The following is a 24,320-nucleotide window of genomic DNA, read 5'->3' as shown; positions in this document are numbered from 1 at the left end:
GAAAGAAGCAGCCGGGCCCGCACGGGTGGCCGCATGAAGGCGTTCCTGATCGCGGGCGAGCCCTCGGGCGACCGGCTGGGCGGCGCGCTGATCGCGGGGCTGCGCGAGTTGGACCCGGGGCTGGAGATCGCGGGGATCGGCGGCGAGGCGATGGCGGCGCAGGGGCTGACCAGCCTGTTTCCCATGTCCGAGCTGTCGCTGATGGGGATCTGGGAGATCCTGCCGAAATACCGCGCGCTCAAGCGCCGCATCGCGCAGACTGCGCAGGCGGTGGTGGCGGCGGCGCCCGATGTGCTGATCACCATCGACAGCCCGGATTTCGGCCTGCGGGTGGCGAGGCTGGTGCGGGAGGCGGCGCCGGGGATCCGCACGGTGCATTACGTGGCGCCCTCGGTCTGGGCGTGGCGGCCGGGGCGGGCGGCGAAAATGGCCGAGGTGATCGACCATGTGCTGGCGATCCTGCCGTTCGAACCGCCGCTGATGCGCGCCGCCGGGATGAGCTGCGATTTCGTCGGCCATCCGGTGGTGGCGGAACCGATGGCGACCCCGGAAGAGGCCGCGGCCTTCCGCGCCCGCCACGACATCGCCGTCGATGCGCCGCTGGTGCTGTGCCTGCCCGGCTCGCGCCAGGGCGAGGTCGCCCGCCTCGGCCCCCGGTTCGACGAGGCGCTGATGCAGCTGCGCGACCGGGTGCCAGAGCTGCGGGTGGTGCTGCCCACCGTGCCCGGGGTGGCCGCGATGGTGGGGCAGATGGTCAAGCGCTGGCCGACCGCGCCGGTGGTGGTGCAGGACAGCGAGGACAAGCGCGCGGCTTTTGCGGCGGCGGATCTGGCGCTGGCGGCCTCGGGGACGGTCAGCCTGGAGCTGGCGGCGAATCAGGTGCCGATGGTGATCGGCTACGACATGGCGCCCCTGACAAGGGCGCTGCTGGGGATGCTGCTGAAAACCGACACGGTGACGCTGGTCAACCTTGTCACCGACACCCGAGCGGTGCCCGAGTTTCTGGGCAAGCGCTGCCAGCCCGGCCCCATGGCCGCGGCGCTGCTGCAGCTGCTGGACGACCCCGACGCCCGCGGCGAACAGCTGGCCGCGATGGAGCTGACCATGCAGCGGCTGGGCCGGGGCGGCGAGCCGCCCGGGCTGCGCGCCGCCCGCTCGGTGCTGGCGGCGGTCAGAGCGCCGCGGTGACGATCACCTCGACCCGGTAATCCGGGCTCGCCAGCCGCGATTCGCCGGTGGCACGGGCCGGGCAGTGGCCCTGCGGCACCCATGCGTCCCAGACAGCGTTCATTTCCGCGAAATCCGCCATGTCGGCCAGCCACACCTGGGCCGAAAGGATGCGGGTGCGGTCGGTCCCGGCCTCGGCTAGCAGCCGGTCGACCTCGGCCAGGGCGGTGCGGGTCTGCTCGGCCACGCTGTCGCCGGGGGTGCCGACCTGGCCTGCCAGCCAGACCACGCCGTTGTGGACGACGCCCATGCTCATCCTGGGGCCGCATTCGATCCGCTTGATCTCCGCCATGTTCATGCTCCGCTTGCCAGTCGCCAAAAGAATACCGCCGTCATGCCGAAGCCGACGACCGCGATCAACCCGCGCAGCACCGGCACCGGGATGCTGCGCGCCACCGGCGCACCCAGATAGCCGCCCAGGACGGTGCCGATCGCCACCGACAGCGCCGGTCCCCAGGCCACCTGCCCGCCGGCGGCGAAGATCGCGAAGCTGATGATCGACAGCGCGAAAGACAGCCAGTTCTTCAGCCCGTTCATCTCGATCAGGTCGGTCATCCCCCACAGCGCGAACAGCGCCAGCAGCACGATGCCCAGCCCGCCGTTGAAATATCCGCCATAGATCGCGACGGGAATCATGGTGCCGGCGCCAAAGGCGGTCACGCCCCCGCGATAGCGCGCGGCCCAGGCGCGCAGCCGCCCGCCGGCCATGAACACCAGCGTCGCCGCCAGCAGCAGGAACGGGACCAGCACCGCAAACGCCTCGTTCGAGGACAGCAGCAGCAGCGCCGAGCCCGCCGCGCCGCCTGCCATGGTCAGCAGGGTCAGCCGGTTGAAGATCGCGCGCGGCAACAGCGCGATTTCCCGCCGGAACCCCAGCGCCGCCGACAGATACCCCGGCAGCGCCGCCACCGTGCTGGTGGCATTGGCCGACACCACCGGCACCCCCACGAACACCAGCGCTGGAAAGGTGATGAAGGTGCCGCCCCCCGCCACCGCGTTGAGCACCCCGCCCAGCACCCCGGCGACGAGCAGCAGAAGGAAGTCGGTCACGGAAAGCTCCTGTCGTTTTGCAGCGCGGGCCACACTGGCCGCGCGGACCGAGGGGGGCAAGGGGCGCCACCCGGTGGTTCCCGGCAGGCGGAAACTTGCGGGGTGCGGGGAGCCTGGGGGGGGTGAATCGTGCTGCTTGGTTTCGGGTGAAGCGAAGAAGATGGGCCGCTGCTTTGGAAAAGCGTTCCAACTTAACGCATTTATTCACCGCATCGGCGAATGGAGGGATTGGAGAGAGTGATGGGAAGCGAGCTCTGGTCGTAAGCTTGAGAAGCTTCTGCTCTATCAATGAGCTACACCCGCGGCCTTGAAATGTCCGGGACTCATTGTTGGACTGTGGATGCGGTTGTGGACAGAAGCAATGTCCGCATCTTTTCCATATTGTCCGTAATGGTGAGATTGATCCGTTTTGCATTGGCTGCGGAGTGGCGACCGCCACTTACCAGCATGAAAGCCGGCGAGCCCCGCTATTCCCCGGCGGCGACGACATTCTGCTGTCGAACAATGCTGACGAGCCGTCCAGGGCTGAGAAATTCAGTTTTCTCGAAACAGGATCAACCCCGCAAAGGCATCCTCACCCCGTGCCGCCCGGCATTGGTCACGACTTCCCGGAATGAACAGGCGCTCCATCCGCCCCGGCCATCGGATCGGGCCGCACCGCTCGCACCCCCAGCACCCAGTCATAGACCTCGCGCACCTGTGCGGCCTTGCGCGTCCATGTGAACAGCCCTTCGACCCGGGCCCGTGCCGCCGCTGCCTTCTGCGCCACTTCGGCCGGGTGTTCCGCGCAGCGCAGCAAGGCCGCGCGCAGCCCGGCCACCACTTCGGCGCGGTCGCCGATCGGCACCGCATAGCCGGTGTCCGGCGTTACCAGCTCGGCCGGGCCCGCATAGTCGATCACCACCGGGCAAAGACCCAGCGCCATCGCCTCGAGCACCACCCCGCCGCCGAATTCGCGGATGGAGGGAAAGGTCAGAACCGTGCATTCCGCGGCGATATCCTGCACCTCCTCGTGTTTTTTCCAGCCGTGAAAGCGCACCGCGTCGCCGAGGTGCCGGGCCTGCTCTTTCAGCGCGGGCAGCACCGGACCGTCCCCGATGATGTCCAGCTCCATCCGCCCCGATTCCAGCAGCGGCTCTGCGGCCGCAATCAGCATGTCGACCCCCTTCAACGGCACCAGCCGGCCGATGAAACAGGCCCGCAGCGGCCCGCCGGCCAGCGCAGGCCCGTGATCGGCGCTGCGCCAGAACCGGGCAGGGTCGACGGCATTCTCGGGCAGATAGATCACCCGGTCCCGATGCCGGGCGGGGATATCGCGGATCATCTGCCGTGATCCGGCCAGAATGGCGTCCGCCCGCAGCGTGTTGCGCCGCCCGGGCAGCAGGCGCGACAGCCCGCGCAGCCGCGACAGCCATTCGTTTTCCTGCTTCATCTCGGCCTCGAATCCCTTGGGCCAAGGCACTCCGCCGTTGAGCGGCCCCAGCAGGAACGGCACCCCGGCACGGCGGCATTTCGCGGCAATCGGACTTTGCTGCACCGGCGACAGCGGCGTGATCCGATGCACCAGGTCGAATTGCCCGGCCCGGATCTGCGCCCCGAACCGCCGCCACACCAGATGTTCGAAATAGGGATAGCTGATCGTGTTCACCGCCTGCTGGATCGTCCAGCCCCGCCCCTCGCCACCCGAAAGCAGGCTGCCCAGCTTCCACAGGGGCCGGGCCAAGGCCTCGCTGTCGATGGCGGTGAAGTCGCGGCCCTCGACCAGCCCGGCGCGCAGGATCGCCTCTCGGTTGCGGATCTGGGTGACCAGATGCACATCGGCCACGTCGCGCAGCGCTTGCGCCAGGGACCAGCCGACCAACGGAACCGACACCCATTCGGGATTGGCTGCCTCGGCGATCAGCAGGACCCGTGGCCGCGTCGTTCCTGTGGTTTCCTGCGTCATGTTCCTGTCCCCGCCCATCCCGTCGCTTGTTGCAGCCGGCCTGCACCTGCCGATCGGTTTCGATTGCGTTGAAACAACCTTAGACCATGGCGGCGGCTTGCCTCCATGGGCAGGATGATCCGCCCTGATCGGCGTTGATGATCGCGGGCGGGCCGAATTGATGTCAATCCCAATCCCCCGCGAACTTGAGAAAACGCCTTATGGTTGCGTGATCAGTTGACAACAAGTTGGACCGAGGCCGATTTCGCCGGTGACCCGATCCGAAGCTTGTCTTCAAGGCCGGCTTCAAATAGCATGGCGTATGGGGAAATTATAGCCGGGGGCAATCGGAATTACCTGATGATCTGCAATAGGGCTGATTTTGTAAAGCATTATAATGATTTGATCCATGGCAGGGAATTTGTCGAATACGAGTCCTATTATGAAAACTCGGTGACCCGCTTCTGGAAGGCATTCGATCATATCCAGCGGCTTGATCTGCCGCCTTCGGCCAGGGTTCTTGATATTGGCGGCGGTATCATGGGGGTGCTGCTGGCGCGGATCCATGGCATGCAGGTCACCGTCGGCGACGTCAATCGCCGTGCGGCCGAGGATATAAATGGCTTCGGCATCCCCTTTGTCGAGCTGAACCTGATGTCGGATACGCAGCTTCCGCAAGAGCAGTTCGATCTGGTCATCCTGCAAGAAGTCATTGGACATATCCCGCAACCCCCCTATATCGTTTTCGGGCGGATTCAGGGGTTCCTGAAAAGCGGCGGTATCCTGTTCCTGACGACGCCGAATGGATCGCGTTTCCGCAATGTGCTGTATCTTCTGGCCGGAAAGCAGGTCCTGGATCATTTCCGCTACCCGGAGGGCACCGAATCCCTGGGGGCGCAACATGAATACACGCTCGGCCAGATGACATGGCAGTTGGAGCGGGCAGGGATGCAGATCCTGTTCGCCAAGCAGTATACCTGCGGCTGGGCGGGGGCGACGCTGTGGGCGCGGTTGGCGCACAGGCTGGTTGCACCGGCCGCCCTGATCCCGCATCTGCGCAACGGCCTGATGCTGGCGGCGCGGAAACCGGCGGACTGAGACCGCCGGGCCGGAAACGCCGGTTTCTTGAAAAAACTGATGTCTGTGTGGCTTCTGCCCGTTATAATCCTTTCGATCCGGTTCATCCTTCAGGAAAGGCCTTCATGACCGCCCTGACCTCCACGGATACGCCGCCCTCTCCGCCTTCCGGGTGCTTCGTCGTAATGGCGCATCCCGATGACGAGGTGCTTTGGGCCAGTTCCATCCTGAAAACCGCGGGCAGGGTGATCCTGTGTTACGGCGATTTTCCGGGCCAGCCGGTCTTTTCGGAGGGGCGCCGGCGGGCCGTTCGCGCCCTGCCGCTGAGCAATGTGGAAAGCCTGAATATTGTCGAGGCATCGGTATTCAATCACGCCACCTGGCCCATTCCCGAAGAAACGGCCGAGGGGCTGGCGCTTCGCCGGATGCCGTTCAATCTGCATGGCGCCACCTTGGCCGCCTATCGGGCCAATTTCGAAATGCTCTGCACCGCGCTGGAAGATCGCCTGAAAGGGGCGGCGGATGTGGTGACCCACAATCCGTGGGGCGAGTATGGGCACGAGGATCACGTGCAGGTCTTTCGCGCCGTCGAGGCAGTGCAGAAAAAACTGGGCTTTCGGATCTGGGTCACCTGCTATGTCAGCGACAAGGCGGTAATCCTGATGCAGCGCCATCTGTATCGACTGGGCCCGCCCTCGCCGCCGCTGGGGACGGACAAGGCGCTCGGGGATGAAATGCGCCGGGTCTATATGGAAAACAGCTGCTGGACCTGGCCCGATGAATATGTCTGGCCGGATCGCGAATGGTTCTATCCGCTGCTGCCGAATGCAGGGCAGGCTCCGCCGGTATCACCGTGCCAGGTGCAGCCGGTTCATCTGAACATGATCCGTTTTGACTGGGTGCCCATGCGCAGCAAGGCTTTCGTGAAAAACGGCCTGCGTCATGTGAAATTCCGGCTGGTGCGGCGTTTCCCGAGTTTCGGGCGGTTTCTGGAGGGAATCAGGAATCGGTAACCGATGAACGGGCCGGAATGCGTTATCAATCGCGGCCCAAGAACATTATCGGCTCTGTGGGGCACCGCACGGCACTGGCGATCTGGCCACGCACCCTGGACTGCGCCGGTCGCCACCCTCCGCATTCCCTCCGTTCCCGCGAATGGGACCGGTCGCAACGGCCCTGCTGACCACAGCAATCCGCCTCTCGGCCAACAAACATTCCTGGGGTGAGGAGGCCCGTTCCGGGCCGGGCAGCGCGCCGGTGCGAACACTGATTTCTGGAGCGGGTGAAGGGAATCGAACCCTCGTCGTAAGCTTGGGAAGCTTCTGCTCTACCATTGAGCTACACCCGCGGCCCGCCTGCGATATACAAAGCCGCCGGCCCGGTCAAGCGGGCAGTCGCCGGAATGCCGCCGCGCCCCGGCTTCTTCCTTGTGAAATATCCCCGCCGGAGGGCGTCAAAGCAGCCCCATCTCGGCCAGTTCGCGGACCAGCTCTGGCGGCAGCGGGTCCTCGCTGGCGCGGCCGGGGGGCAGGTCGGGGGGCGCGTCCGCGCCGGGCAGATAGCGCCAGCCCTGAAAGGGGCGGCGGGGCACGGCGGCCACCCGCACCAGCTGCGGGTCGAGCACCAGCGCGCAGCGGGTGATTCCATCGGCACCGACCCGGTCCTCGAACCCCATCAGCTGCTGCCGTGCCAGCATCACCCCCCGGAACACCCAGTAGATCGAGCCGCCGGCCAGCAGCTCTTCGGCGCGTTTCGGGCGCATCCTGGTGACGTGGAACGCGGGGCCGGCGCCGAAACGCTCTTGCTGCCATTCCTCGAGATCCTCGGGACGGTCGGCGCCGACGCAGAGTTTCATCATGTGCAGGGGCTCGCTCATGCCGCCGATATAAACCCCGGCGGCGCAGGTGAACAGGGCGGGTGAACAGGCGGGGGGAAACCGCCGCCCCCGGGCACGGCATGGTGAAAACCGATCCTCGCGCCGGGGTTGCGACCCCCGGTCGCAGAGCGTAGGGGATCATGGAAAGGACGCTCTCATGACTTCGCAAAACTCTGACACCGCTCGGGCGCGGCAGGGTGAACTGATTGCCATGCTGGCATTCCTGTTCGCCACGGTGGCATTTTCCATGGATGCGATGCTGCCGGCGCTGCCCCAGATCGCCGCCGAGCTGACCCCGACCGATGTCAACCGCGCGCAGCTGGTGCTGACCAGCTTCATGGCCGGGATGGGCATCGGCACGCTGTTCGCCGGGCCGATCTCGGACGCGCTGGGGCGCAAGCGGGCGATGGCGATCGGGATTACCATCTACCTGGTGTTCTCGATCGTGGCGATGTTCGCGGGGACGCTGGACGCGCTGCTGCTGGCGCGATTCGCGCAAGGGCTGGGGGCGGCCTCGCCGCGGATCGTCGGCACCGCGCTGGTGCGCGACCTTTACGCCGGGCGCGAGATGGCGCGGATCACCAGCTTCATCATGATGGTGTTCATGATCGTGCCGGCGATGGCGCCGCTGATCGGGCAGGGGTTCATCCATGTGCTGGGCTGGCGCGGGGTGTTCATCGGCTTCTTCCTGTTCGGCTCGCTGGGCTGGCTGTGGCTGGGGCTGCGGCAGGAAGAGACTCTGGCCCCGCAGGACCGCCGCCCGCTGCGGCTGCGCAGCCTGTGGGAGGGCACGCGCGAGGTGCTGTCCGACCGGCAGGTGGTGCTGAGCACGATCACCATGACGCTGGGCTTCGCGCAGATGTTCGCGCTGCTGTCCTCGGCCCAGCAGCTGTTCGGCGAGACCTACGGCCAAGGCGAGCGCTTTCCGCTGTGGTTTGCCGTCATGGCGCTGCTGGCAGCGACCGGTACGCTGATCAATTCGCGGCTGGTGATGCGGGTGGGGATGCGCAGGATCGCCCGCACCGCCTATCTGCTGCAGATCTTCGCCTCGGCGGCGTTCCTGCTGGCGCTCTGGGGCGGGCTGCCGCCGCTGCTGCGCTTTCCGGTGTTCTTCCTGTGGTCGGTGGGCATCTTCACCATGGCCGGGCTGACCTTCGGCAACCTCAACGCGCTGGCGATGCAGCGCATGGGGCATATCGCGGGGCTGACCGCCTCGGTCGTGGCGGCGCTGTCGACGCTGGGGGCAGTGCTGATCGCGGCGCCGGTGGGGCTGGCCTATGACGGCACCGCCATGCCGGTGGCGGTGGCCGCGCTGGTCTGTTCGGCGCTGGCCTGGGCGATCATGGGGCTGATGCGGGGCTGACGGCCCCATGGGGGGCGGTTGACTCTGCCCCCCGCGCGGCTATAAGCGCCGCTTCCATTGGTGTTGGTGGACCCCGCAAGGGGAAGCCTGTCGCCCCTGTGAAGGGGAGAGGACAACGCCCTTCTGCAACGAACGAAGGAGATCAGCGATGACCAAACGCACCGCTGCCAAGTACAAGATCGACCGCCGCATGGGCGAAAACATCTGGGGCCGTGCCAAATCCCCGGTGAACAAGCGCGAATACGGCCCCGGCCAGCACGGCCAGCGCCGCAAGAACAAGCTGTCGGACTTCGGCACCCAGCTGCGCGCCAAGCAGAAGCTCAAGGGCTATTACGGCGACCTGACCGAAAAGCAGTTCCGCCGCATCTACGCCGAGGCCGTGCGCCTGCGCGGCGACACCGGCGAGATGCTGATCGGCCTGCTCGAGCGGCGCCTGGACGCGGTGGTCTATCGCGCCAAGTTCGTGCCGACCATCTTCGCCTCGCGCCAGTTCATCAACCACGGCCATGTCACCGTGAACGGCAAGCGGGTGAACATCGCCTCCTATCGCGTCAAGGAAGGCGACGTGATCGCGGTGCGCGACCGTTCGCGCCAGCTGGCCATCGTGCTGGAAGCCGTCGGCCTGGCCGAGCGTGACGTGCCCGATTACCTGGACGTCGACCACAACAAGATGACCGCCACTTTCGTGCGCACCCCGGCGCTGGGCGACGTGCCCTATCCGGTGGTGATGGAGCCGAATCTGGTGGTCGAATTCTACTCGCGCTGATCTTTCGCGCGATTGGGTTTCAGGGGTCGTCCTTCGGGGCGGCCCTTTTCCATTGTGGCGGCGCCGGACCGGGGCTCTGCCCCGGGCCCCGGGATATTTGACGACAGAAGACATACGCCGGTTGACAGCGCGGGCGCCCGTTTCCATGGGTGGGGGATGAACCCGACGCCGGCCAATACCGACAGCATCCCGCGCCCCGACGAGGCGCTGATCGTCGATGTGCCCGGCTATGACGGGCCGCTGGACCTGCTGCTGACGCTGGCGCGCACGCAAAAGGTCGATCTGATGCAGATCAGCGTGCTGGCGCTGGCCGAGCAGTATCTGGGCTTCATCGAACGCGCGCGCAGCCTGCGCATCGAGCTGGCGGCGGATTACCTGGTGATGGCGGCATGGCTCGCCTATCTCAAGTCGCGGCTGCTGCTGCCGCCGGACCCGCAGGCCGAGGGTCCTTCGGCCGAGGATCTGGCCGCGCATCTGGCCTTTCAGCTGGAACGCCTGCAGGCGATGCGCGAGGCGGCGGCGCGGCTGATGGGGCGGCCGCTGCTGGGGCAGGACCGTTTCGCCCGCGGCGCGCCCGAGACGGTGGCGAAGCTGCGCGCCACGCGCTGGCAGGCCGGGCTGATCGAGCTGATGCAGGCCTATGCGCGGCTGCGCACCCGCGACGAGTTCCGCCCCTATGCTTACGACCGCCGCGACATCTGGTCGCTGGAAGATGCGTTGGAGCGGATGCGCCGGCTGATCGGCCATGCGGGCGACTGGACCGACCTGATGCGCTTTCTGCCCGATGGCTGGACGGCCACGCCGGCGCGGCGACGCTCGGCCACGGCGGCGACATTCGCGGCCTCGCTGGAACTGGCGCGGCAGGGGCGGGTCGAGCTGCGGCAAGAGGCGGTTTTCGCCCCCATCTCGGTGCGCCCGCGATGAGTGCGCCCCCCGAGGACCAGCAGGAACGGATGGTCGAGGCGCTGCTGTTCGCCTCGGCCCAGCCGCTGGGCCTGCAGGATCTGGCGCGGCGGATGCCGGCGGGATCGGACCCCGCCGAGGCGCTGCGCCGGCTGCGCACGCGCTATGCCGGGCGCGGGGTCGAACTGCTGCGCGTGGGCGACGCCTGGGCGTTCCGCACCGCCGCCGATCTTGGGTTTCTCATGCAGGAGGAGGTGGTCGAGACCCGCCGCCTGTCCCGCGCCGGGACCGAGACGCTGGCCATCGTCGCCTATCACCAGCCCGTCACCCGCGCCGAGATCGAGGAAATCCGCGGCGTCTCGGTCAGCCGTGGTACGCTGGACCAGCTGATCGAGATGGGCTGGGTCCGGCTGGGCCGCCGCCGCCAGACCCCCGGCCGCCCGGTGACCTTTGTCGTGACCGAGGCGTTTCTGGACCATTTCGGCCTTGCCAGCGCCAGTGATCTGCCGGGGCTGGCGGAGCTGCGGGCCTCGGGGCTGCTCGACAGCCGGCCGGGTGCGATGCCGGGGCTTGCGCCGGACGGGGACGGCGCCGATATGTCGTCGGATACGCCGGGGGACGATCTTTTCGGCGACTGAGCCGTCACGGGGACAGCTACGGGGAAAGCCATGAACCTGAACCGCCTGATCGCAATGCTGACCCGCCGCCTGACGAACTGGGGGGTGAACAAGGGCATCGACCTTTACAGCCGTCGCAGCGGCGGGGTGTCGGCGGACGGAAAACTGTCACCCGCGGCGCAGAAACAGGCAAAAACCGCGCGGCAGGCAGCCAAGCGCGCCCGGCAAGCGGCCCGGATCACCCGCAGGCTGCGCTAGGCGGCTTACGCCTGCCGGAACTGCTTGGACAGCTTGAGACCCTGCCCCTGATAATTCGAGGCGATTCCCGCGCCGTAAAGCCGGTCGGGCGGCGCCGCCATGCGCTCATAGACCAGCCGGCCGACGACCTGCCCGTGTTCCAGCGCGAAAGGAGCCTCGTGGCAGCGCACCTCAAGCACGCCACGCGCGCCCGCGCCGCCGGGACCGTGGCCGAAACCGGGGTCGAAGAACCCGGCGTAATGGACCCGGAATTCGCCCACCATCGCCAGATAGGGGGACATTTCAGCAGCATAGCCGGGCGGAATCGTGACCGATTCGCGGCTGACGAGGATATAGAACGCGCCGGGGTCCAGGATCAGCCGCCCCTCATCGGTGCGCAGCTCGTCCCAGAAATCCCGCGCCAGATAGCCGCCGATGCGGTCGAGGTCGATCACCCCGCTGTGGGGCCGTGCCCGATAGCCGACCAGATCGCCCGAGGCCGGCCTCAGATCGACCGAGAACCCCAGCCCCGCGTCGATCAGCGGCTCTCCATCGACCAGCGGCTGCGCGCCGTGCAGCGCCGCCAGCGCCGGGTCGTCCAGCATCGCCTGTCCGCGCCGAAGCCGCAGCTGGTTCAGCCGCATCCCCGGACGCACCAGCACCGAAAAGCTGCGCGGGCAGATCTCGGCGTAAAGCGGGCCGTCGTAGCCGGGGGGCAGGCGGTCGAACTCGGTCCCGTCGTCGGTGACCAGCCTTGTCAGCAGGTCCAGCCGCCCGGTCGAGGATTTGGCGTTCGCCACTGCCTCGACCCCCTGCGGCAGCGCCAGCCGTTCCTGCAGCGGCACCAGATAGACGCAGCCCTTTTCCAGCACCGCGCCGCCGGAAAGATCCATGCGGTGCATCTCGAAATCCGCCAGCCGCTCGGCCACGCTGCGCCCGCGCCCAGCGAGGAACGAAGCCCGCAGCCGCCAGGCAGTGGCGCCCAGGCGCAGGTCGAGGCTGGCTGGCTGGATCTGGTCCGGGGTGATCGGTGCGGCGGCGGTGATCGCGCCCTCGGCGATCAGGCGGCGCAGGGCGCTGTCGGGAAGGACACCGTTCACATCAACCCCCCAATCAAGCCCCGTTCATAAGCGAACGCCCACCCCGAAGGGTGGGCGTTTCGTGATGGTCGGGCCGGCGAGATTCGAACTCGCGGCCTTCCGCCCCCCAGACGGACGCGCTAACCAGACTGCGCCACGGCCCGACGCCGGCCATATAGAGCGAAGCGCGCCGGCTGCACAAGAGGGCGGGGCCTCGAAAACGGCTTTCCTGCCGAGGTTTTCGCCGGGGCCGGAAAAACCTGCGTCAAGGCTGAGTTACAGGCTGCCGCCGCGGGCACGGTGCAGGGCGCGGCCGAGGTCCTGGCGCAGCCGCGCCAGCTCGGGCGGCGGCGGGTCGGCATGACGGCGCAACGCCCCCGCCGTCGCGGTCAGCCGCGCGAGCCATGCGCCGCGGTCCTGCAAGAGCTGCGGGGCGGCGGCTGGGTTCTGTGGGGCGGCTGGTCTGGCGGCGGCGGCCGGGTCCAGCTCGGGAAACAGCGGCAGGGAAGGGCCGGCGCGTTCGGCAGGCGCGCCCTCCACGCTGCGCGGGGCCTTGCGGGCGGGCTTGCCGGGGGATGCGGGTTTCCGGGCGCGGGGCTCGGCCGCGGGTGTCGCGGTGTCCGGGCCGGCGGGATCCGCCATGGCCAGTCGTTCGCGCCCGCGGGCACGCAGCCCCTCGCCACGGTCCAGCGCGATCAGCCGGCGGGCGCCGCGAATGGTCAGCCCCTCTTCGCGCATGACGACGCACAGCCCGGCGGCCAGCTGCACATCCTCGGGGCGGTAATAGCGCCGCCCGTCGGGGCGCCGCACCGGGGCCAGGGCCGGGAACTGGGTTTCCCAGTAGCGCAGGACATGGGTCGCGACCCCGATCATCTGCGCGACCTCGCCGATACTGCGAAAGGCTTGCGGCGATTTCATGTCCTGGTTCCCGCTGTGGCGGTGCCTGCCGGTGGCGCTAGCGGTTGCCGGCGGCGATCCGTTCTTTCATCAGATGCGACGGGCGAAAGGACAGCACGCGCCGCGGGGTGATCGGGACTTCCTCGCCGGTCTTGGGGTTGCGGCCGATGCGCTCGTTCTTGTCGCGCACCGAGAACGTGCCGAAGGACGAGATCTTCACCTGCTCGCCGCGCACCAGCGCATCCGAGATATGCCCCAGCACGCTTTCCACCAGCTGGGCGCTTTCGTGCCGGGACAATCCGACCTCGCGGAAGACCGCCTCGGCCAGATCCATTCGGGTCAGTGTCTTGTCGCTCATTCGCCGGCCTTTCGTTTCTGACAGACTGTTGATCCTTAAGTGCAAAGTCAACCTGCGGCCATGGGGATCGTTCCGCGCCACCTGCAGTTTCATGTCCCGGCCCGGCTGCCGGCCCCTGAGGCGGCCCGGTCCGGCCCTTGCCCAGCACCGCGGAACGTCCCATTTTCATGGTCTGGACGCAGGATTTCCACCCGCAGCATCGCGGGCTGGCATCAGGGAGGTTGCGATGGCCGGGGGATGGGCCACCGATGGCGCGGTGAACGAGCAGATCGAGGTCAGCACCGAGGAGGCGCTGGCGCGGATGCGGCTGCGCAACCGCCGCGGCGGCGAGAGCCTGGCCGAATGCGCGGATTGCGGCGACCCCATCCCCGAGGCGCGGCGCCGCGCCGTGCCCGGCGTCACCCTGTGCGTCGCCTGCCAGAGCGAGGCCGACCGCCGCTTCGTCCCCGGCGCGGGGATCAACCGCCGCGGCTCCAAGGACAGCCAGCTGCGCTGACGCTCAGCCCTGGGCGGCGGCCAGCCGGTCCTGTACCAGCCCGCTGATCCGCGCGAGATCGGCGGCCAGGGCGCGGCCTGCGGAATGGTCGCGGGCCAGCGCGGCGGCGGCCTGTTCCAGCGGCTCGTCCCGGGCCGAGCGGGCGACCCCGGCGAGGAAGCGCGCGATATAGTCGATGGCCCCGGTATCGGAGGAACTCGCCAGGACCTCGGCCACATGCGCAAGATCGTCGTGCAGCGCGCCGGCATCGGGCTGCACCATGTCGCGGGGAACCACCCGCAGCCCGGGCGGCCGCGCCTCGGGCGGCAGGTTCGACAGGATCAGATGCTGGAACAGCGCCAGGCTTTCCACCGGCTTGGCCAGGAACCCGTCCGCGCCCGCCGCCATCGCCGCGGCCTCGGTCTCGGGGTCGCCGGACATCCCCAGCACCACCGGCACCACCCCCGCCAGCTGCGCGATCAGCTGCGCGCCGCTGCCGTCGGGCAGCCCCATGTCGACGATCGCCACCCCGGGCCGATAGGTCTGCAGATGCCGGGCCGCGGTGCGCAGGCAGTCGGCGCGGCGGATGCGCGCGCCCGAGCGCAGGCAGAGCAGGCGCACCGCTTCGGACGCGAGACGCGAATCCTCGACCACCAGCACGGTCAGCCCGGCCAGCGGCCGCCCCGGCGGCGCCACCGGCCACAGCGGCATCGGGGCGTCATGGGTGCAGATCTGGTTGGAGTTCATGGCAGCATCCCCTCGAATCATCCACAAGCCCAGATTAGCCGCCATTATCCTAACGCCCGGTTAAGCGCGGTTCCCCCGCAGGACTTTTCCTTGCCCTGCGTCCGGCCTATTGAGGGCCAAAGCTGAGGAGCCTCGCATGATCGGACGCCTGAACCACGTCGCCATCGCCGTGCCGGACCTGGCCGCGGCGGCCGACCAATACCGCAACACGCTGGGCGCCACCGTGCGCGCGCCGCAGGACGAGCCCGACCACGGCGTGACGGTCGTGTTCATCGAGTTGCCGAACACCAAGATCGAACTGCTGTATCCGCTGGGCGACAACAGCCCGATCAAGGGTTTCCTGGACAAGAACCCGTCGGGCGGCATCCACCACATGTGCTTCGAGGTCGAGGATATCCTCGCCGCCCGCGACACGCTGAAGGCGCAGGGCGCCCGCGTTCTTGGCGACGGAGAGCCGAAGATCGGCGCCCATGGCAAGCCGGTGCTGTTCCTGCATCCCAAGGACTTCAACGGCTGCCTGATCGAGCTGGAGCAGGTCTGATGACCATCACCGGCGGGCTGGTCATGTTCGCAAGCATCTGGTTTCTCGTGATGTTCCTGCTGCTGCCCTGGGGGCACCAAAGCCAGGAGGAATCCGGCCATGTGGTGCCGGGCACGCCCGCGGGCGCGCCGGTCAAGCCGGGGCTGGGCAAGAAGGCGCTGTGGGCGACGCTGATCGCGGTGCTGCTGGTGGGGGCGATCTGGGCGTTCCTGGCCTCGGGGATCGTCACCCGCGCCGACATGATGGAGTTCAACCGGCTGACGCCCTGAGCCGCGGCCCCGCCGAAGGGGCCGCGACATGCGGCGTTACAGGAATACCGTCCGCGCTGCCACGTCGGGGCGGGGACGGTCGGGAACCTCGTCGGGGCCGGTGCCGATATGGATCAGCCCGACCACCCGTTCGCCTTCGGCCACGCCCAGATGCACGCGGGCGAAATCGTCGCCGGCCGCGGGGCCGGTCAGCCAGGCCGCGCCCCAGCCCGCCGCCAGTGCCGCGTTCAGCAGCGACAGGCACACCGCCCCGGCCGACATCTGCTGTTCCCACAGCGGGATTTTCGCGCTGTCCACCGGCGAGGACACCACCGCCACGATCAGCGGGGAATCAAAGCCGCTGCGGGCTTTCTCGGCCGCGGCCTCGTCGCCGCCCATGGCGCGCACATGCTCGGCCAGCAGCGGCGCCAGCCGGTCCAGCGTCGCCCGCTCCAGCACCGCGAAGCGCCAGGGTTCCAGCTTGCCGTGGTCGGGCACCCGCGCGGCGACGGTCAGCAGCCGGGCCAGCGCCTCGCGGTCGGGGGCGGGGGCAGAGAGCAGCTTGGGCGGGCGCGAGCGGCGGCGGGCCAGGAAATCGAGCGCCTCGGGGGTGGCGGGCATGGCAGGTCCTCGGGTCGTGTCAGATCCCGGCCAAGGCTACAGCCCGCCCCCGCGGATGGAAAGCCGGGCTTGACGCGGACCCTTGCGCGCGCCACCCCCATGGAATGAGCAAGCCGCAAGACCTGTCCGAACTGGCTGTGCCTGGCGCCCGGATCGCGGTGCGGGTGACCCCGCGCGGCGGGCGCGAGGCGCTGACCCGCGACGATGCCGGCGCCATCCATATCCGCGTCACCGCCCCGCCCGAGGACGGCAAGGCCAACGAGGCGGTGCGCAAGCTGCTGGCAAAGGCGCTGCGGGTTGCGCCTTCGCGGTTGACGCTGGTGGGTGGCGCCACCGCGCGCGACAAGCTGTTCCGGGTCGAGCCCTAGGGGTCGCGCGGGACCACGCGGTAATTGCCCTCGGGCAGGTTCAGGGCCAGCCGCAGCTCGTTCAGCTGTTCCATGGTCAGCACGATGCGCGACACGCCGTCGCCGCCCGGCTCCATCTGCTCGATCACCACGCGGTCGTCGAAACCCAGGATCACCACGTCCTCGTTCAGCGGGCGGGCGCCGGGGGGTGCCTCGTCCACCAGCGTGATCACGGTGGCGTCGAAATCGTGCTCGATGGTGAACATGGCCGGGCCTTTGCGCAAACGATGTGGGGTGCGTGCAACATTCGCGTGAGCGGCGGCGGCCCGCAACCCCGGAGCTTTGCAGCCGCCCGGATTAGGCTGTAGCCTGCCGGCAGGAACAACGCGCGCGTGGGACGGGTGGACATGACGAGGACGGCGGCAACCGCGGCAGGCACCGCGGCGGAGGCCATGGCGGCGACCGGAGCCGGGATCAGGGCGGCCCGCCCCGCCCGCCCGGCCGGCCGGATCGGCCTGCGCGGGCTGGTGCTGGCTGCGGCCGCGGCGCTGGCCGGTTGCGGCGTGCCCGGCGACATCCCGATGCCGCCACCGGGGCTGCCGCCCGCCGATCCGGTGATCATCAAGACCACCTCGGGCGCGCCGGCCACGCCGCAGGCGGCGGCCTCGAACTTCACCGCGGTGATCCGCGCGATGGAGCCGGCGGTCGAGCGCGAATGCGCGCTGCGCCGTCGCCAGCCGATCAACTGCGATTTCCAGTTCGTGGTGGACGACCGCCCGGGGCTGGACATCAACGCCTTCCAGACGCTGGACGACAACGGCCGGCCGATCATCGGCTTTACGCTGGCCTTGATCGCGGCGGCGCGGAATGCCGATGAGCTGGCGTTCGTGGTCGGGCACGAGGCCTCGCACCATATCCTCAACCACCTCAACCAGCGCAGCGGCGCAGCCCGCGCAGGGGCGGTGATCATGTCGGGGATCGTCGCGGCCTCGGGCGCGGATCTGGCGACGATCCAGGCGGCCCAGCAGATGGGGGCGCAGGTCGGCGCGCGCTATTATTCCCGCGACTGGGAATTGCAGGCCGATTATCTGGGCGCGATCCTGACGCTGAATGCCGGGTTCGACCCGATCCGCGGGGCCGAGTTCTTTGCCCGCATCCCCGACCCCGGCGACCGGATTCTGGGCAGCCACCCGTCGAACGTGCAGCGGCAGGCTCAGGTCGCGCGGGCGGTTGCGGACGTAAGGGCGGGACGGGCGCGCTGAGCCCGGCAGAAGTGGCGCGATAAGGCTGCATCGCCGCGCCGGCGTCGCCGTTGCATGGGTATTTGGGCCAGAAAGAAGCCCCGCGGGCCGGGAGGCGCCGCGGGGCTTGTCGTTACGGGGGAAGGGGCGTCAGCGGCCGCGCGACAGCGCGGCCACGCCGGTGCGGGCGACCTCGGCCAAGCCCAGCGGGCGCATCAGCTCGGCAAAGGCGTCGAGTTTTTCCGGCGTGCCGGTGATCTCGAACACGAAGCTTTCCAGGGTGGAATCGACCACATTGGCGCGGAAGATGTCGCTGATCCGCAGCGCCTCGACGCGTTTCTCGCCGGTGCCGGCGACCTTGAACAGCCCCAGCTCGCGCTCGACCGAGGCGCCCTCGACCGTCAGGTCGTGGACCTCGTGCACCGGGATGATCCGGCTGAGCTGCGCCTTGATCTGCTCGATCACCGCCGGGGTGCCGCGGGTGACCAGGGTGATGCGCGAGGTGTGGCCGGTGTGGTCCACCTCGGCCACGGTCAGGCTGTCGATGTTGTATCCGCGCCCGGAAAACAGCCCGATGACCCGGGCCAGCACCCCGGCCTCGTTGTCGACGATAACCGCCAGGGTGTGCCGTTCCTCGCCCGCCGCGTGATAGTCGCGCAGGTCGTAGGCTGAATGGCTGGACGCGCCGCGTTCGATCTTGAGTGCAGACATGACCGGCCCCCTTACACCAGCACCGCGCCGTCGGACTTGATCGCGGTGCCGATGTCGTCGGCCGCGATCTCGTCGCCCAGCAGCATTTCGTTATGCGGCTTGCCCGACGGGATCATCGGGAAGCAGTTTTCGTGCTTTTCCACCAGCACGTCGAGGATGAAGGGGCAGTCGCTGTCGATCATCTCGCGGATGGCGTCGTCCAGATCGCCGGGTTCATGCACCTGCCGGCCCTTGCAGCCGAACGCCTCGGCCAGCTTGACGAAATCGGGCAGGCTTTCCGACCAGCTCTGGCTGTAGCGCTCGCCATGCAGCAGCTGCTGCCACTGGCGCACCATCCCCAGCCGTTCGTTGTTCAGGATGAACTGCTTGACCGGCGCGCGGAACTGCACGGCGGTGCCCATTTCCTGCATGTTCATCAGCCAGCTGGCATCGCCCGCGACGTTGATCACCAGCGCCTCGGGATGGGCGACCTGCACGCCGATCGAGGCCGGCAGCCCATAGCCCATGGTCCCCAGCCCGCCGCTGGTCATCCAGCGGTTCGGCCCCTCGAAGTGCAGGAACTGCGCCGCCCACATCTGGTGCTGGCCGACCTCAGTGGTGATGTAGCGGTCGCGGCCGGCGGTCAGCGCCTCGAGCCGTTCCAGCGCGTGCTGCGGCTTGATCAGCTTGTCCGAGCGTTTGTAGGCAAGGCAGTTGCGCGCCCGCCACTGCTCGATCTGCGCCCACCATTGCTGCAGCGCCGGGCTGGTCTTGCGGCCGCGGGCCTTCCAGATCTTCAGCAGATCCTCCAGCACGTGCCCCACGTCGCCGACGATCGGCACGTCGACCCGGATCACCTTGTTGATCGAGCTGGGGTCGATGTCGACATGCGCCTTGACCGAGCCGGGGCTGAAATCGGCCACCCGCCCGGTGATGCGGTCGTCGAAACGCGCGCCCAGGTTGATCATCAGGTCGCAGCCGTGCATGGCCATGTTGGCCTCATACAGGCCGTGCATCCCCAGCATCCCCAGCCAGTTCTTGCCGCTGGCCGGATAGGCGCCCAGCCCCATCAGCGTCGAGGTGACCGGGAAACCGGTGGCATCCACCAGCTCGGTCAGCAGCTGGCTGGCCGCGGGGCCCGAGTTGATGACGCCGCCGCCGGTGTAGAACACCGGACGCTCGGCGGTCTCCATCAGCTCGACCAGGCGGGTGATGGCGGCGGTGTCGCCCTTGCGCGGCGGCTGGTAGCGCGGCGGCGCGATCTGTTTCGGGCCGACATAGGTGCCGGTGGCGAACTGCACGTCCTTGGGGATGTCGATCAGCACCGGACCCGGCCGCCCCGAGGTGGCGACGTGAAAGGCACGGTGCAGCGTCTCGGCCAGGCTGTCGGTGTCGTTCACCAGCCAGTTGTGCTTGGTGCAGGGGCGGGTGATGCCGACGGTGTCGGCCTCTTGAAACCCGTCGGTGCCGATCATGAAGGTGGGAACCTGCCCGGTCAGCACCACCAGCGGGATCGAATCCATCAGCGCATCGGTCAGCCCGGTCACCGCATTGGTCGCGCCCGGCCCCGAGGTCACCAGCACCACCCCCGGCTTGCCGGTGGAACGCGCATAGCCCTCGGCCATGTGGACGGCACCCTGTTCGTGGCGGACCAGGATGTGCTTGATGTCGTTCTGCTGGAAGATCTCGTCGTAGATGGGCAGGACCGCGCCGCCGGGATAGCCGAATACGGTATCGACGCCCTGATCGCGCAGCGCCTCGACCACCATTCTTGCACCCGTCATGCTTCGGGACATCTCCGACCCCCTGTTCGCGAAAGATTTGCGGCAAAGCGGCAGGCTCTGCTGCGCCGCCGCAAGCTAGTCGCCGGCTCGGGTCGGGTCAATGCCGCGTTTTGGGAAAAATGCCGCAACCCCGGGGTCCCGCGCAAGAAAATTACAACCGCGAAGGGTGTGGCGCAAGCTGTGGCCGGGATTGTGCGCTCAGGGCAGGTGGATTCGCGCGACCTGCTCGACGATCGGGTCCACGGAGAGCGGGTGGGCCTCGTCCTCATGGTCCTCGGGGCGGCCGATGTCCTGCCAGACGCCGCCCTTGTGGATTTCCAGCGCCCCGAAGGCGGCCTTGTAGGCCATCTTGCGGCTGCCCGGAACCCAGTAGCCCAGATAGACATAAGGCAGCCCGGCCGCCCGCGCCATCTCGACATGGTCCAGCACCATCCAGGTGCCCAGGCTGTCGGCGCGGCGGTCGGGGTCGTAGAAGCTGTAGACGAGGCTCAGCCCGTCGTCGAGGATATCGGTCAGGCACACCGCAGCAAGGGGCGCAGCCTCGCCATTGCGGGCGGGCGGGCGGTATTCGAACACCCTCGTGCGGACCGGGGTCTCCTCGATCATCGCCGCGAATTCGAAGATATCCATGTCGGCCATGCCGCCGTCGGCGTGGCGGCGGTCGAGATAGCGGCGGAACAGCTCGAACTGTTCGTCGGTGGCCCAGGCGCTGGTGCCCAGCCGGATCAGCCCCGCATTGCGCTTCAGCACCCGGCGCTGGCTGCGCGAGGGGCGGAAATCCGCCACCCGGATCCGCGCCGACATGCAGGCGACGCAGCTTTCGCAGCTGGGCCGATAGACCACGTTCTGCGAGCGGCGAAAGCCCTGCCGCGACAGCGCATTATTCAATTCGCGCGCGCGGTCGCCGGTCAGGGCCGTGAAAAGCTTGCGCTCGGCCCGGCCATGCAGATACGGGCAGGGCTGCGGCCCGGTGACATAGAACTGCGGAGCATTGTGCCCGGAATGCCGCATCACGCGCCCCGCCCGGAAGGATCCGTGGCTGGTCTAAGTCCGGGGGGGCTGGCAGGGACGATGGACATGCGCAGGGGCCGGAAAATCGCATCATTCAGCGGGAATCAAGCGACGGTAGCAACTGCCGCGGCGCGGGACAAGCGCCGAAGCGAGGGCCTGCCCAGGCTGGGCAGGCTTGCGCGCACTGCAGGGGGCCGCGGCGCGATTGCCGCGGGTTTTCCCGGGGTTCGGGCGAGGGGCGGGGAGAGGCTGGCCACGGCAACAGCGGTGTTGCCGCGAAATCCGGGGGGCGGGAACGCAGTTGTGAACCTGCGGGGTGTCGCGGGGCTGTCCCCTGCGTCGCATCGGCGCAGCCGCGCGTGCAGACTGGCGCGGCCGGCCGGAAGCCGCCGCCGGGGGGGTGGGGCATGAGGCTTTCGACCAGCATCACCCGCCTGCCGCTGGCAGAGGACCCGGCCCGGGCCGAGGGCGCAGCTGCCAGCCTGCCCGCGGCCAGGGGGAAGTTGTCGGCACTGATTGCCGGGGCCGGGGGCTCGAGCCCGTATCTGGCCGGGCTGATCGCCGGCGAATCCGCCTGGCTGTCGGAGGCCGCCGACAGCGACCTTACCTCCGCCGCGCTGGTGGCGTCCGGGACGGCTGGGTTCGAGGCGCTGTCCTCGGCCGAACTCGGCCCGGCGCTGCGGCAGGCCAAGCGGCGGGTGGCGCTGTTTGCGGCGCTCGCCGATCTGGGCGGCGCCTGGTCGCTGGACGAGGTGACCGCGGCGCTGACCGCGCTGGCCGACCGCGCCACCGACCTGGCCCTGCGCGCCCACGTCGGGGACGAGCTGCGCCGCGGCCGCCTGCCTGCCCCGCACGCGGGGGCAAGCCCGGATGCGGCGGGAATCTTTGCGCTCGCCATGGGCAAGATGGGCGCGCATGAGCTCAATTTCTCCTCGGATATCGACCTGATCGTGCTTTACGAGGACGCGGCCTATGCGCCCGAGGACCAGCACGACGTTCGCGCCGCGCTGATCCGCGCCACCCGCAAGGCGGCGGCCACGCTGTCGGACCTGACCGCGCAGGGCTATGTGTTCCGCACCGACCTGCGGCTGCGCCCCGACCCTTCGGTGACGCCGGTCTGCATCTCGGCCTCGGCCGCGCTGGGGTATTATGAGGCCGAGGGCCGCAGCTGGGAACGCGCCGCCTATATCAAGGCACGGCCCTGCGCCGGTGATCTTGCAGCGGGGGCGCGGTTCCTGGCGGCGCTGCGGCCGTTCATCTGGCGCCGGCACCTCGACTTTGCGACCGTCGAGGACACGCATGAGATGCGGCGGCGGATTCGTGATCACAAGGGGCTGCATGGCGGCATCCAGGCGCCCGGCCACGATCTCAAGCTGGGGCGCGGCGGCATCCGCGAGATCGAGTTCTTTGCCCAGACCCGCCAGCTGATCGCCGGCGGCCGCGACCCCGACCTGCGGTCCCGCCGCACGGTCGAGGCGCTGGCGGCGCTGGCCGAAAAGGGCTGGATCCCCGCCGACGTCGCCGCCGAGCTGACCGCCCATTACCGCGAGCACCGCGAGATCGAGCATCGCATCCAGATGGTCAACGACGCCCAGACCCATGTGGTGCCCGCGACCGCCGCGGCGCTGGCGCCGGTGGTGGCGCTGTCGGGCGAAACTGACCCCGCCGCCTGGTGCGCGCGGCTGGAATCGCGGCTGCAGCGGGTCGAGGCGCTGACCGGCGATTTCTTTGCCCCCACCGCGGTGCAGGCCACCGCCCGCCCCGAGCTGACCGACGAACAGGCAGCGGTGGTCGAGGGCTGGCAGGGCTATCCGGCGCTGCGCTCGGCCCGGGCGCGGCATCTGTTCGGGCGGATCGAGCCGCAGGTGCTGGCCAGCCTGTTCCGCGCCGCCCGCCCGGACGAGGCGCTGGCGCGGTTCGACAGTTTCCTGCGCGGGCTGCCGGCGGGGGTGCAGCTGTTTTCCATGTTCGAATCGAACCCCTCGCTGATCGACCTGCTGGGCGACATCTGCGCGACCTCGCCGGCGCTGGCCGCCTATCTCGCCCGCCACCCCGAGGTGCTGGACGCGGTGATCGCGGGGCGGTTCTTTGCCCCCTGGCCGGGGCTGGCGGCGCTGCGCGCGGGGCTGGCCGGGCTGCTGGACGGCACCATGACCGCGGCCGAGGGCGGGTATGAGCGTGCGCTGGATGCGGCGCGGCGCTGGGCGCATGAATGGCAGTTCCGCGTGGGCGTGCACCACCTGCGCGGGCTGATCGAGGCCGAGCAGGCGGGCCAGCATTACGCCGACCTGGCCGAGGCGGCGCTGGCGGCGCTGGCGCCGCTGGTCACGGCCGAGTTCGCCCGCCGCCACGGCCCGGCCCCCGGGGTGGGGGCGGCGGTGCTGGGCATGGGCTCGCTGGGGGCGCGGCAGATGAATGCGCTGTCCGACCTCGACCTGCTGGTGATCTATGATGCCGACGGGGCCGAGGCGTCGGAGGGAGCCAAGCCCCTGGCCACGCGGGCCTATTATGCGCGGCTGACCCAAGCGCTGCTGGCGGCGCTGACCGCCCCCACCGCGGCGGGGCGGCTTTACCAGGTGGACATGCGGCTGCGCCCCTCGGGACGGCAGGGGCCGGTCGCGACCTCGATCGGCGCTTTCCGCGACTATCAGATGAACGAGGCCTGGACCTGGGAGCATCTGGCCCTGACCCGCGCGCGGGTGGTGGCGGTGATCCCCGGCGCCGCCGCGGGCGATGCCGCCGCCCCGCCGCTGTCCGCGCGCATCGAGACGCTGCGGCAGGAGATTCTGGCGCAGCGCGGCCGCGACCGGCGGGTGATGCCGGATTTCCAGCAGATGCGCGAACGGATCGCTGCTGCCGGGGGTGATGCCGCAGGCTGGGCGCCCCGCGCAGGCCGCGGCCGCCTGCAGGATATCGAGCTTTATGCGCAGGCGCTGGCGCTGCGGGCGGGCTCGGCCTCTCGGCGGGCGCCGATGCAGATCCGCGCCGGGCTCAAGGCCGGGCTGGTTGCGGCCGCGGATGCAGAGGTGCTGGTGCGGGCGCATGAGTTCCTGTGGCGGCTGCATTGCGGCGCGCGGCTGCTGAGCGAACGGCCGCTCGACCTTGCGACCATCGGGCAGGGCGGGCAGGAGTTCCTGCTGCGCGAGACCGGGGCCGAGGACGCCGCCGCGCTGTCGGCCCGGCTGGACGAGCTGACCGAGGCCGCTGGGCGCATCATCGACGCGGCGGCGGGCTGAGGCGG

27 protein-coding genes and 2 tRNA genes are annotated in these 24,320 nt (G+C 69.1%); 14 read left to right on the top strand and 15 right to left on the bottom strand.

The annotated features are described in order from the left end of the window. Window positions 1-33 precede the first annotated feature (33 nt). A complete protein-coding gene (gene lpxB, locus BUB57_RS00890; protein WP_073060538.1) occupies window positions 34-1,188 on the top strand; it encodes a lipid-A-disaccharide synthase in 1,155 nt (384 codons plus the stop codon). On the opposite strand, the gene BUB57_RS00885 is transcribed toward lpxB, so the two are convergent. From BUB57_RS00885 to BUB57_RS00875, 3 genes are all read right to left on the bottom strand, one after another. After that, the gene (locus BUB57_RS00885) at window positions 1,172-1,519 is read right to left on the bottom strand and encodes a RidA family protein (protein WP_073061972.1); all 348 of its coding nucleotides are present in this window, start codon (window positions 1,517-1,519) and stop codon (window positions 1,172-1,174) included. The two genes, lpxB and BUB57_RS00885, sit on opposite strands and share 17 nt — an antisense overlap. A gap of 2 nt (window positions 1,520-1,521) precedes the next feature. Next, on the bottom strand, window positions 1,522-2,277 hold the full coding sequence (locus BUB57_RS00880) for a sulfite exporter TauE/SafE family protein (protein ID WP_073060534.1): 756 nt from the start codon (window positions 2,275-2,277) through the stop codon (window positions 1,522-1,524). A 598-nt stretch (window positions 2,278-2,875) separates the two neighbouring features. Further along, window positions 2,876-4,222, bottom strand: coding sequence for a glycosyltransferase family 4 protein (locus BUB57_RS00875; RefSeq protein ID WP_073061968.1), 1,347 nt, complete (start codon window positions 4,220-4,222; stop codon window positions 2,876-2,878). Between the two features lie 339 nt (window positions 4,223-4,561). Between BUB57_RS00875 and BUB57_RS00870 the strand changes: the two genes are divergently transcribed. Together BUB57_RS00870 and BUB57_RS00865 are read left to right on the top strand one after the other, a co-directional pair. Next, window positions 4,562-5,299 (top strand): class I SAM-dependent methyltransferase, encoded by a 738-nt coding sequence (locus tag BUB57_RS00870; RefSeq protein WP_159435540.1) that lies wholly within the window; start codon window positions 4,562-4,564, stop codon window positions 5,297-5,299. Between the two features lie 104 nt (window positions 5,300-5,403). Continuing rightward, window positions 5,404-6,291: a hypothetical protein gene (locus BUB57_RS00865; RefSeq protein ID WP_143159551.1), complete on the top strand. Its 888-nt coding sequence runs from the start codon at window positions 5,404-5,406 to the stop codon at window positions 6,289-6,291. Window positions 6,292-6,552: 261 nt separating this feature from the next. Here the strand turns inward: BUB57_RS00865 and BUB57_RS00860 are convergent. Both BUB57_RS00860 and BUB57_RS00855 read right to left on the bottom strand, forming a co-directional pair. Then, window positions 6,553-6,626: transfer RNA gene (locus BUB57_RS00860), tRNA-Gly, on the bottom strand. A gap of 105 nt (window positions 6,627-6,731) precedes the next feature. Next, window positions 6,732-7,154, bottom strand: a complete 423-nt coding sequence (locus BUB57_RS00855) for a DUF1489 family protein (RefSeq protein WP_073060522.1) — start codon at window positions 7,152-7,154, stop codon at window positions 6,732-6,734. A 157-nt stretch (window positions 7,155-7,311) separates the two neighbouring features. Here BUB57_RS00855 and BUB57_RS00850 point away from each other — a divergent pair, with 157 nt between their 5' ends. From BUB57_RS00850 to BUB57_RS00830, 5 genes are all read left to right on the top strand, one after another. Further along, window positions 7,312-8,517: a multidrug effflux MFS transporter gene (locus BUB57_RS00850; RefSeq protein ID WP_073060519.1), complete on the top strand. Its 1,206-nt coding sequence runs from the start codon at window positions 7,312-7,314 to the stop codon at window positions 8,515-8,517. A gap of 148 nt (window positions 8,518-8,665) precedes the next feature. Continuing rightward, window positions 8,666-9,283, top strand: a complete 618-nt coding sequence (rpsD, locus tag BUB57_RS00845) for a 30S ribosomal protein S4 (protein WP_073060516.1) — start codon at window positions 8,666-8,668, stop codon at window positions 9,281-9,283. A gap of 156 nt (window positions 9,284-9,439) precedes the next feature. Then, window positions 9,440-10,207, top strand: coding sequence for a segregation and condensation protein A (locus BUB57_RS00840; protein ID WP_073060513.1), 768 nt, complete (start codon window positions 9,440-9,442; stop codon window positions 10,205-10,207). Then, entirely contained in the window at window positions 10,204-10,824 is a 621-nt protein-coding gene (gene scpB, locus BUB57_RS00835; protein WP_073060510.1) for an SMC-Scp complex subunit ScpB, read from the top strand. Before BUB57_RS00840 ends, scpB begins: the two co-directional genes overlap by 4 nt. A 30-nt stretch (window positions 10,825-10,854) precedes the next feature. Next, window positions 10,855-11,061 (top strand): hypothetical protein, encoded by a 207-nt coding sequence (locus BUB57_RS00830; RefSeq protein WP_073060508.1) that lies wholly within the window; start codon window positions 10,855-10,857, stop codon window positions 11,059-11,061. A 5-nt stretch (window positions 11,062-11,066) separates the two neighbouring features. Here the strand turns inward: BUB57_RS00830 and BUB57_RS00825 are convergent, their stop codons facing one another. The 4 genes from BUB57_RS00825 to ihfA form a co-directional block, all read right to left on the bottom strand. Beyond that, complete coding sequence (locus tag BUB57_RS00825) at window positions 11,067-12,140, bottom strand: 2'-deoxycytidine 5'-triphosphate deaminase (protein ID WP_073060505.1); 1,074 nt, start codon at window positions 12,138-12,140, stop codon at window positions 11,067-11,069. 65 nt (window positions 12,141-12,205) lie between these two features. Next, window positions 12,206-12,283 (bottom strand) — tRNA-Pro (locus tag BUB57_RS00820). 112 nt (window positions 12,284-12,395) lie between these two features. Continuing rightward, on the bottom strand, window positions 12,396-13,037 hold the full coding sequence (locus BUB57_RS00815) for a MerR family transcriptional regulator (protein ID WP_073060502.1): 642 nt from the start codon (window positions 13,035-13,037) through the stop codon (window positions 12,396-12,398). Between the two features lie 37 nt (window positions 13,038-13,074). Further along, window positions 13,075-13,374: an integration host factor subunit alpha gene (ihfA, locus tag BUB57_RS00810; RefSeq protein ID WP_073060500.1), complete on the bottom strand. Its 300-nt coding sequence runs from the start codon at window positions 13,372-13,374 to the stop codon at window positions 13,075-13,077. A gap of 226 nt (window positions 13,375-13,600) precedes the next feature. On the opposite strand from ihfA, the gene BUB57_RS00805 reads away from it, so the two are divergent. After that, the gene (locus BUB57_RS00805; RefSeq protein WP_073060496.1) at window positions 13,601-13,870 is read left to right on the top strand and encodes a DksA/TraR family C4-type zinc finger protein; all 270 of its coding nucleotides are present in this window, start codon (window positions 13,601-13,603) and stop codon (window positions 13,868-13,870) included. Between the two features lie 3 nt (window positions 13,871-13,873). Here the strand turns inward: BUB57_RS00805 and BUB57_RS00800 are convergent, their stop codons facing one another. Next, the gene (locus tag BUB57_RS00800) at window positions 13,874-14,596 is read right to left on the bottom strand and encodes a response regulator (RefSeq protein WP_084731889.1); all 723 of its coding nucleotides are present in this window, start codon (window positions 14,594-14,596) and stop codon (window positions 13,874-13,876) included. A 136-nt stretch (window positions 14,597-14,732) separates the two neighbouring features. Here BUB57_RS00800 and mce point away from each other — a divergent pair, with 136 nt between their 5' ends. Further along, window positions 14,733-15,137 (top strand): methylmalonyl-CoA epimerase, encoded by a 405-nt coding sequence (mce, locus tag BUB57_RS00795; protein WP_073060493.1) that lies wholly within the window; start codon window positions 14,733-14,735, stop codon window positions 15,135-15,137. Further along, complete coding sequence (locus BUB57_RS00790; protein WP_073060490.1) at window positions 15,137-15,406, top strand: DUF1467 family protein; 270 nt, start codon at window positions 15,137-15,139, stop codon at window positions 15,404-15,406. Before mce ends, BUB57_RS00790 begins: the two co-directional genes overlap by 1 nt. A gap of 36 nt (window positions 15,407-15,442) precedes the next feature. Here BUB57_RS00790 and BUB57_RS00785 read toward each other — a convergent pair whose 3' ends face one another. Continuing rightward, a complete protein-coding gene (locus tag BUB57_RS00785) occupies window positions 15,443-16,006 on the bottom strand; it encodes a nitroreductase family protein (RefSeq protein WP_073060486.1) in 564 nt (187 codons plus the stop codon). A 104-nt stretch (window positions 16,007-16,110) separates the two neighbouring features. Between BUB57_RS00785 and BUB57_RS00780 the strand changes: the two genes are divergently transcribed. Next, a complete protein-coding gene (locus BUB57_RS00780; RefSeq protein ID WP_073060484.1) occupies window positions 16,111-16,374 on the top strand; it encodes a DUF167 domain-containing protein in 264 nt (87 codons plus the stop codon). Here the strand turns inward: BUB57_RS00780 and BUB57_RS00775 are convergent. After that, window positions 16,371-16,619 carry a hypothetical protein gene (locus BUB57_RS00775; protein WP_073060481.1) on the bottom strand — a complete coding sequence of 83 codons (249 nt, stop codon included), beginning with the start codon at window positions 16,617-16,619 and terminating at the stop codon, window positions 16,371-16,373. The two genes, BUB57_RS00780 and BUB57_RS00775, sit on opposite strands and share 4 nt — an antisense overlap. 186 nt (window positions 16,620-16,805) lie before the next feature. On the opposite strand from BUB57_RS00775, the gene BUB57_RS00770 reads away from it, so the two are divergent. Next, entirely contained in the window at window positions 16,806-17,615 is an 810-nt protein-coding gene (locus tag BUB57_RS00770) for a M48 family metalloprotease (protein WP_084731888.1), read from the top strand. A 129-nt stretch (window positions 17,616-17,744) separates the two neighbouring features. On the opposite strand, the gene ilvN is transcribed toward BUB57_RS00770, so the two are convergent. The 3 genes from ilvN to BUB57_RS00755 form a co-directional block, all read right to left on the bottom strand. Further along, on the bottom strand, window positions 17,745-18,305 hold the full coding sequence (gene ilvN, locus BUB57_RS00765) for an acetolactate synthase small subunit (protein ID WP_073060477.1): 561 nt from the start codon (window positions 18,303-18,305) through the stop codon (window positions 17,745-17,747). A gap of 11 nt (window positions 18,306-18,316) precedes the next feature. After that, a complete protein-coding gene (locus BUB57_RS00760; RefSeq protein WP_073060474.1) occupies window positions 18,317-20,080 on the bottom strand; it encodes an acetolactate synthase 3 large subunit in 1,764 nt (587 codons plus the stop codon). A 186-nt stretch (window positions 20,081-20,266) separates the two neighbouring features. Next, window positions 20,267-21,079 (bottom strand): arginyltransferase, encoded by an 813-nt coding sequence (locus tag BUB57_RS00755; protein ID WP_073060471.1) that lies wholly within the window; start codon window positions 21,077-21,079, stop codon window positions 20,267-20,269. A 407-nt stretch (window positions 21,080-21,486) separates the two neighbouring features. On the opposite strand from BUB57_RS00755, the gene BUB57_RS00750 reads away from it, so the two are divergent. Continuing rightward, window positions 21,487-24,315 carry a [protein-PII] uridylyltransferase family protein gene (locus BUB57_RS00750; RefSeq protein WP_073060468.1) on the top strand — a complete coding sequence of 943 codons (2,829 nt, stop codon included), beginning with the start codon at window positions 21,487-21,489 and terminating at the stop codon, window positions 24,313-24,315. The last annotated feature ends 5 nt before the right edge of the window (window positions 24,316-24,320 follow it).

The organism is Paracoccus solventivorans, assembly GCF_900142875.1.
Taxonomy (GTDB): Bacteria; Pseudomonadota; Alphaproteobacteria; order Rhodobacterales; family Rhodobacteraceae; genus Paracoccus; species Paracoccus solventivorans.
Note: the sequence above shows the minus strand (reverse complement) of the source record. Positions and strands in the feature narration are given on the sequence as shown.

Bases quoted from the DNA above. Each gene is read 5' to 3' on its own strand.
- BUB57_RS00790 (WP_073060490.1), top strand. From the start codon at position 15,137: ATGACCATCACCGGCGGGCTGGTCATGTTCGCAAGCATCTGGTTTCTC.
- BUB57_RS00865 (WP_143159551.1), top strand. From the start codon at position 5,404: ATGACCGCCCTGACCTCCACGGATACGCCGCCCTCTCCGCCTTCCGGG.
- BUB57_RS00805 (WP_073060496.1), top strand. From the start codon at position 13,601: ATGGCCGGGGGATGGGCCACCGATGGCGCGGTGAACGAGCAGATCGAG.
- lpxB (WP_073060538.1), top strand. From the start codon at position 34: ATGAAGGCGTTCCTGATCGCGGGCGAGCCCTCGGGCGACCGGCTGGGC.
- ihfA (WP_073060500.1), bottom strand. From the start codon at position 13,374: ATGAGCGACAAGACACTGACCCGAATGGATCTGGCCGAGGCGGTCTTC.
- BUB57_RS00815 (WP_073060502.1), bottom strand. From the start codon at position 13,037: ATGAAATCGCCGCAAGCCTTTCGCAGTATCGGCGAGGTCGCGCAGATG.
- BUB57_RS00770 (WP_084731888.1), top strand. From the start codon at position 16,806: ATGGCGGCGACCGGAGCCGGGATCAGGGCGGCCCGCCCCGCCCGCCCG.
- BUB57_RS00885 (WP_073061972.1), bottom strand. From the start codon at position 1,519: ATGGCGGAGATCAAGCGGATCGAATGCGGCCCCAGGATGAGCATGGGC.
- BUB57_RS00850 (WP_073060519.1), top strand. From the start codon at position 7,312: ATGACTTCGCAAAACTCTGACACCGCTCGGGCGCGGCAGGGTGAACTG.
- BUB57_RS00830 (WP_073060508.1), top strand. From the start codon at position 10,855: ATGAACCTGAACCGCCTGATCGCAATGCTGACCCGCCGCCTGACGAAC.
- rpsD (WP_073060516.1), top strand. From the start codon at position 8,666: ATGACCAAACGCACCGCTGCCAAGTACAAGATCGACCGCCGCATGGGC.
- BUB57_RS00875 (WP_073061968.1), bottom strand. From the start codon at position 4,222: ATGACGCAGGAAACCACAGGAACGACGCGGCCACGGGTCCTGCTGATC.
- BUB57_RS00750 (WP_073060468.1), top strand. From the start codon at position 21,487: ATGAGGCTTTCGACCAGCATCACCCGCCTGCCGCTGGCAGAGGACCCG.
- BUB57_RS00840 (WP_073060513.1), top strand. From the start codon at position 9,440: ATGAACCCGACGCCGGCCAATACCGACAGCATCCCGCGCCCCGACGAG.
- mce (WP_073060493.1), top strand. From the start codon at position 14,733: ATGATCGGACGCCTGAACCACGTCGCCATCGCCGTGCCGGACCTGGCC.
- BUB57_RS00780 (WP_073060484.1), top strand. From the start codon at position 16,111: ATGAGCAAGCCGCAAGACCTGTCCGAACTGGCTGTGCCTGGCGCCCGG.
- BUB57_RS00855 (WP_073060522.1), bottom strand. From the start codon at position 7,154: ATGAGCGAGCCCCTGCACATGATGAAACTCTGCGTCGGCGCCGACCGT.
- BUB57_RS00755 (WP_073060471.1), bottom strand. From the start codon at position 21,079: ATGCGGCATTCCGGGCACAATGCTCCGCAGTTCTATGTCACCGGGCCG.
- ilvN (WP_073060477.1), bottom strand. From the start codon at position 18,305: ATGTCTGCACTCAAGATCGAACGCGGCGCGTCCAGCCATTCAGCCTAC.
- BUB57_RS00760 (WP_073060474.1), bottom strand. From the start codon at position 20,080: ATGTCCCGAAGCATGACGGGTGCAAGAATGGTGGTCGAGGCGCTGCGC.
- scpB (WP_073060510.1), top strand. From the start codon at position 10,204: ATGAGTGCGCCCCCCGAGGACCAGCAGGAACGGATGGTCGAGGCGCTG.
- BUB57_RS00775 (WP_073060481.1), bottom strand. From the start codon at position 16,619: ATGTTCACCATCGAGCACGATTTCGACGCCACCGTGATCACGCTGGTG.
- BUB57_RS00870 (WP_159435540.1), top strand. From the start codon at position 4,562: ATGATCTGCAATAGGGCTGATTTTGTAAAGCATTATAATGATTTGATC.
- BUB57_RS00800 (WP_084731889.1), bottom strand. From the start codon at position 14,596: ATGAACTCCAACCAGATCTGCACCCATGACGCCCCGATGCCGCTGTGG.
- BUB57_RS00785 (WP_073060486.1), bottom strand. From the start codon at position 16,006: ATGCCCGCCACCCCCGAGGCGCTCGATTTCCTGGCCCGCCGCCGCTCG.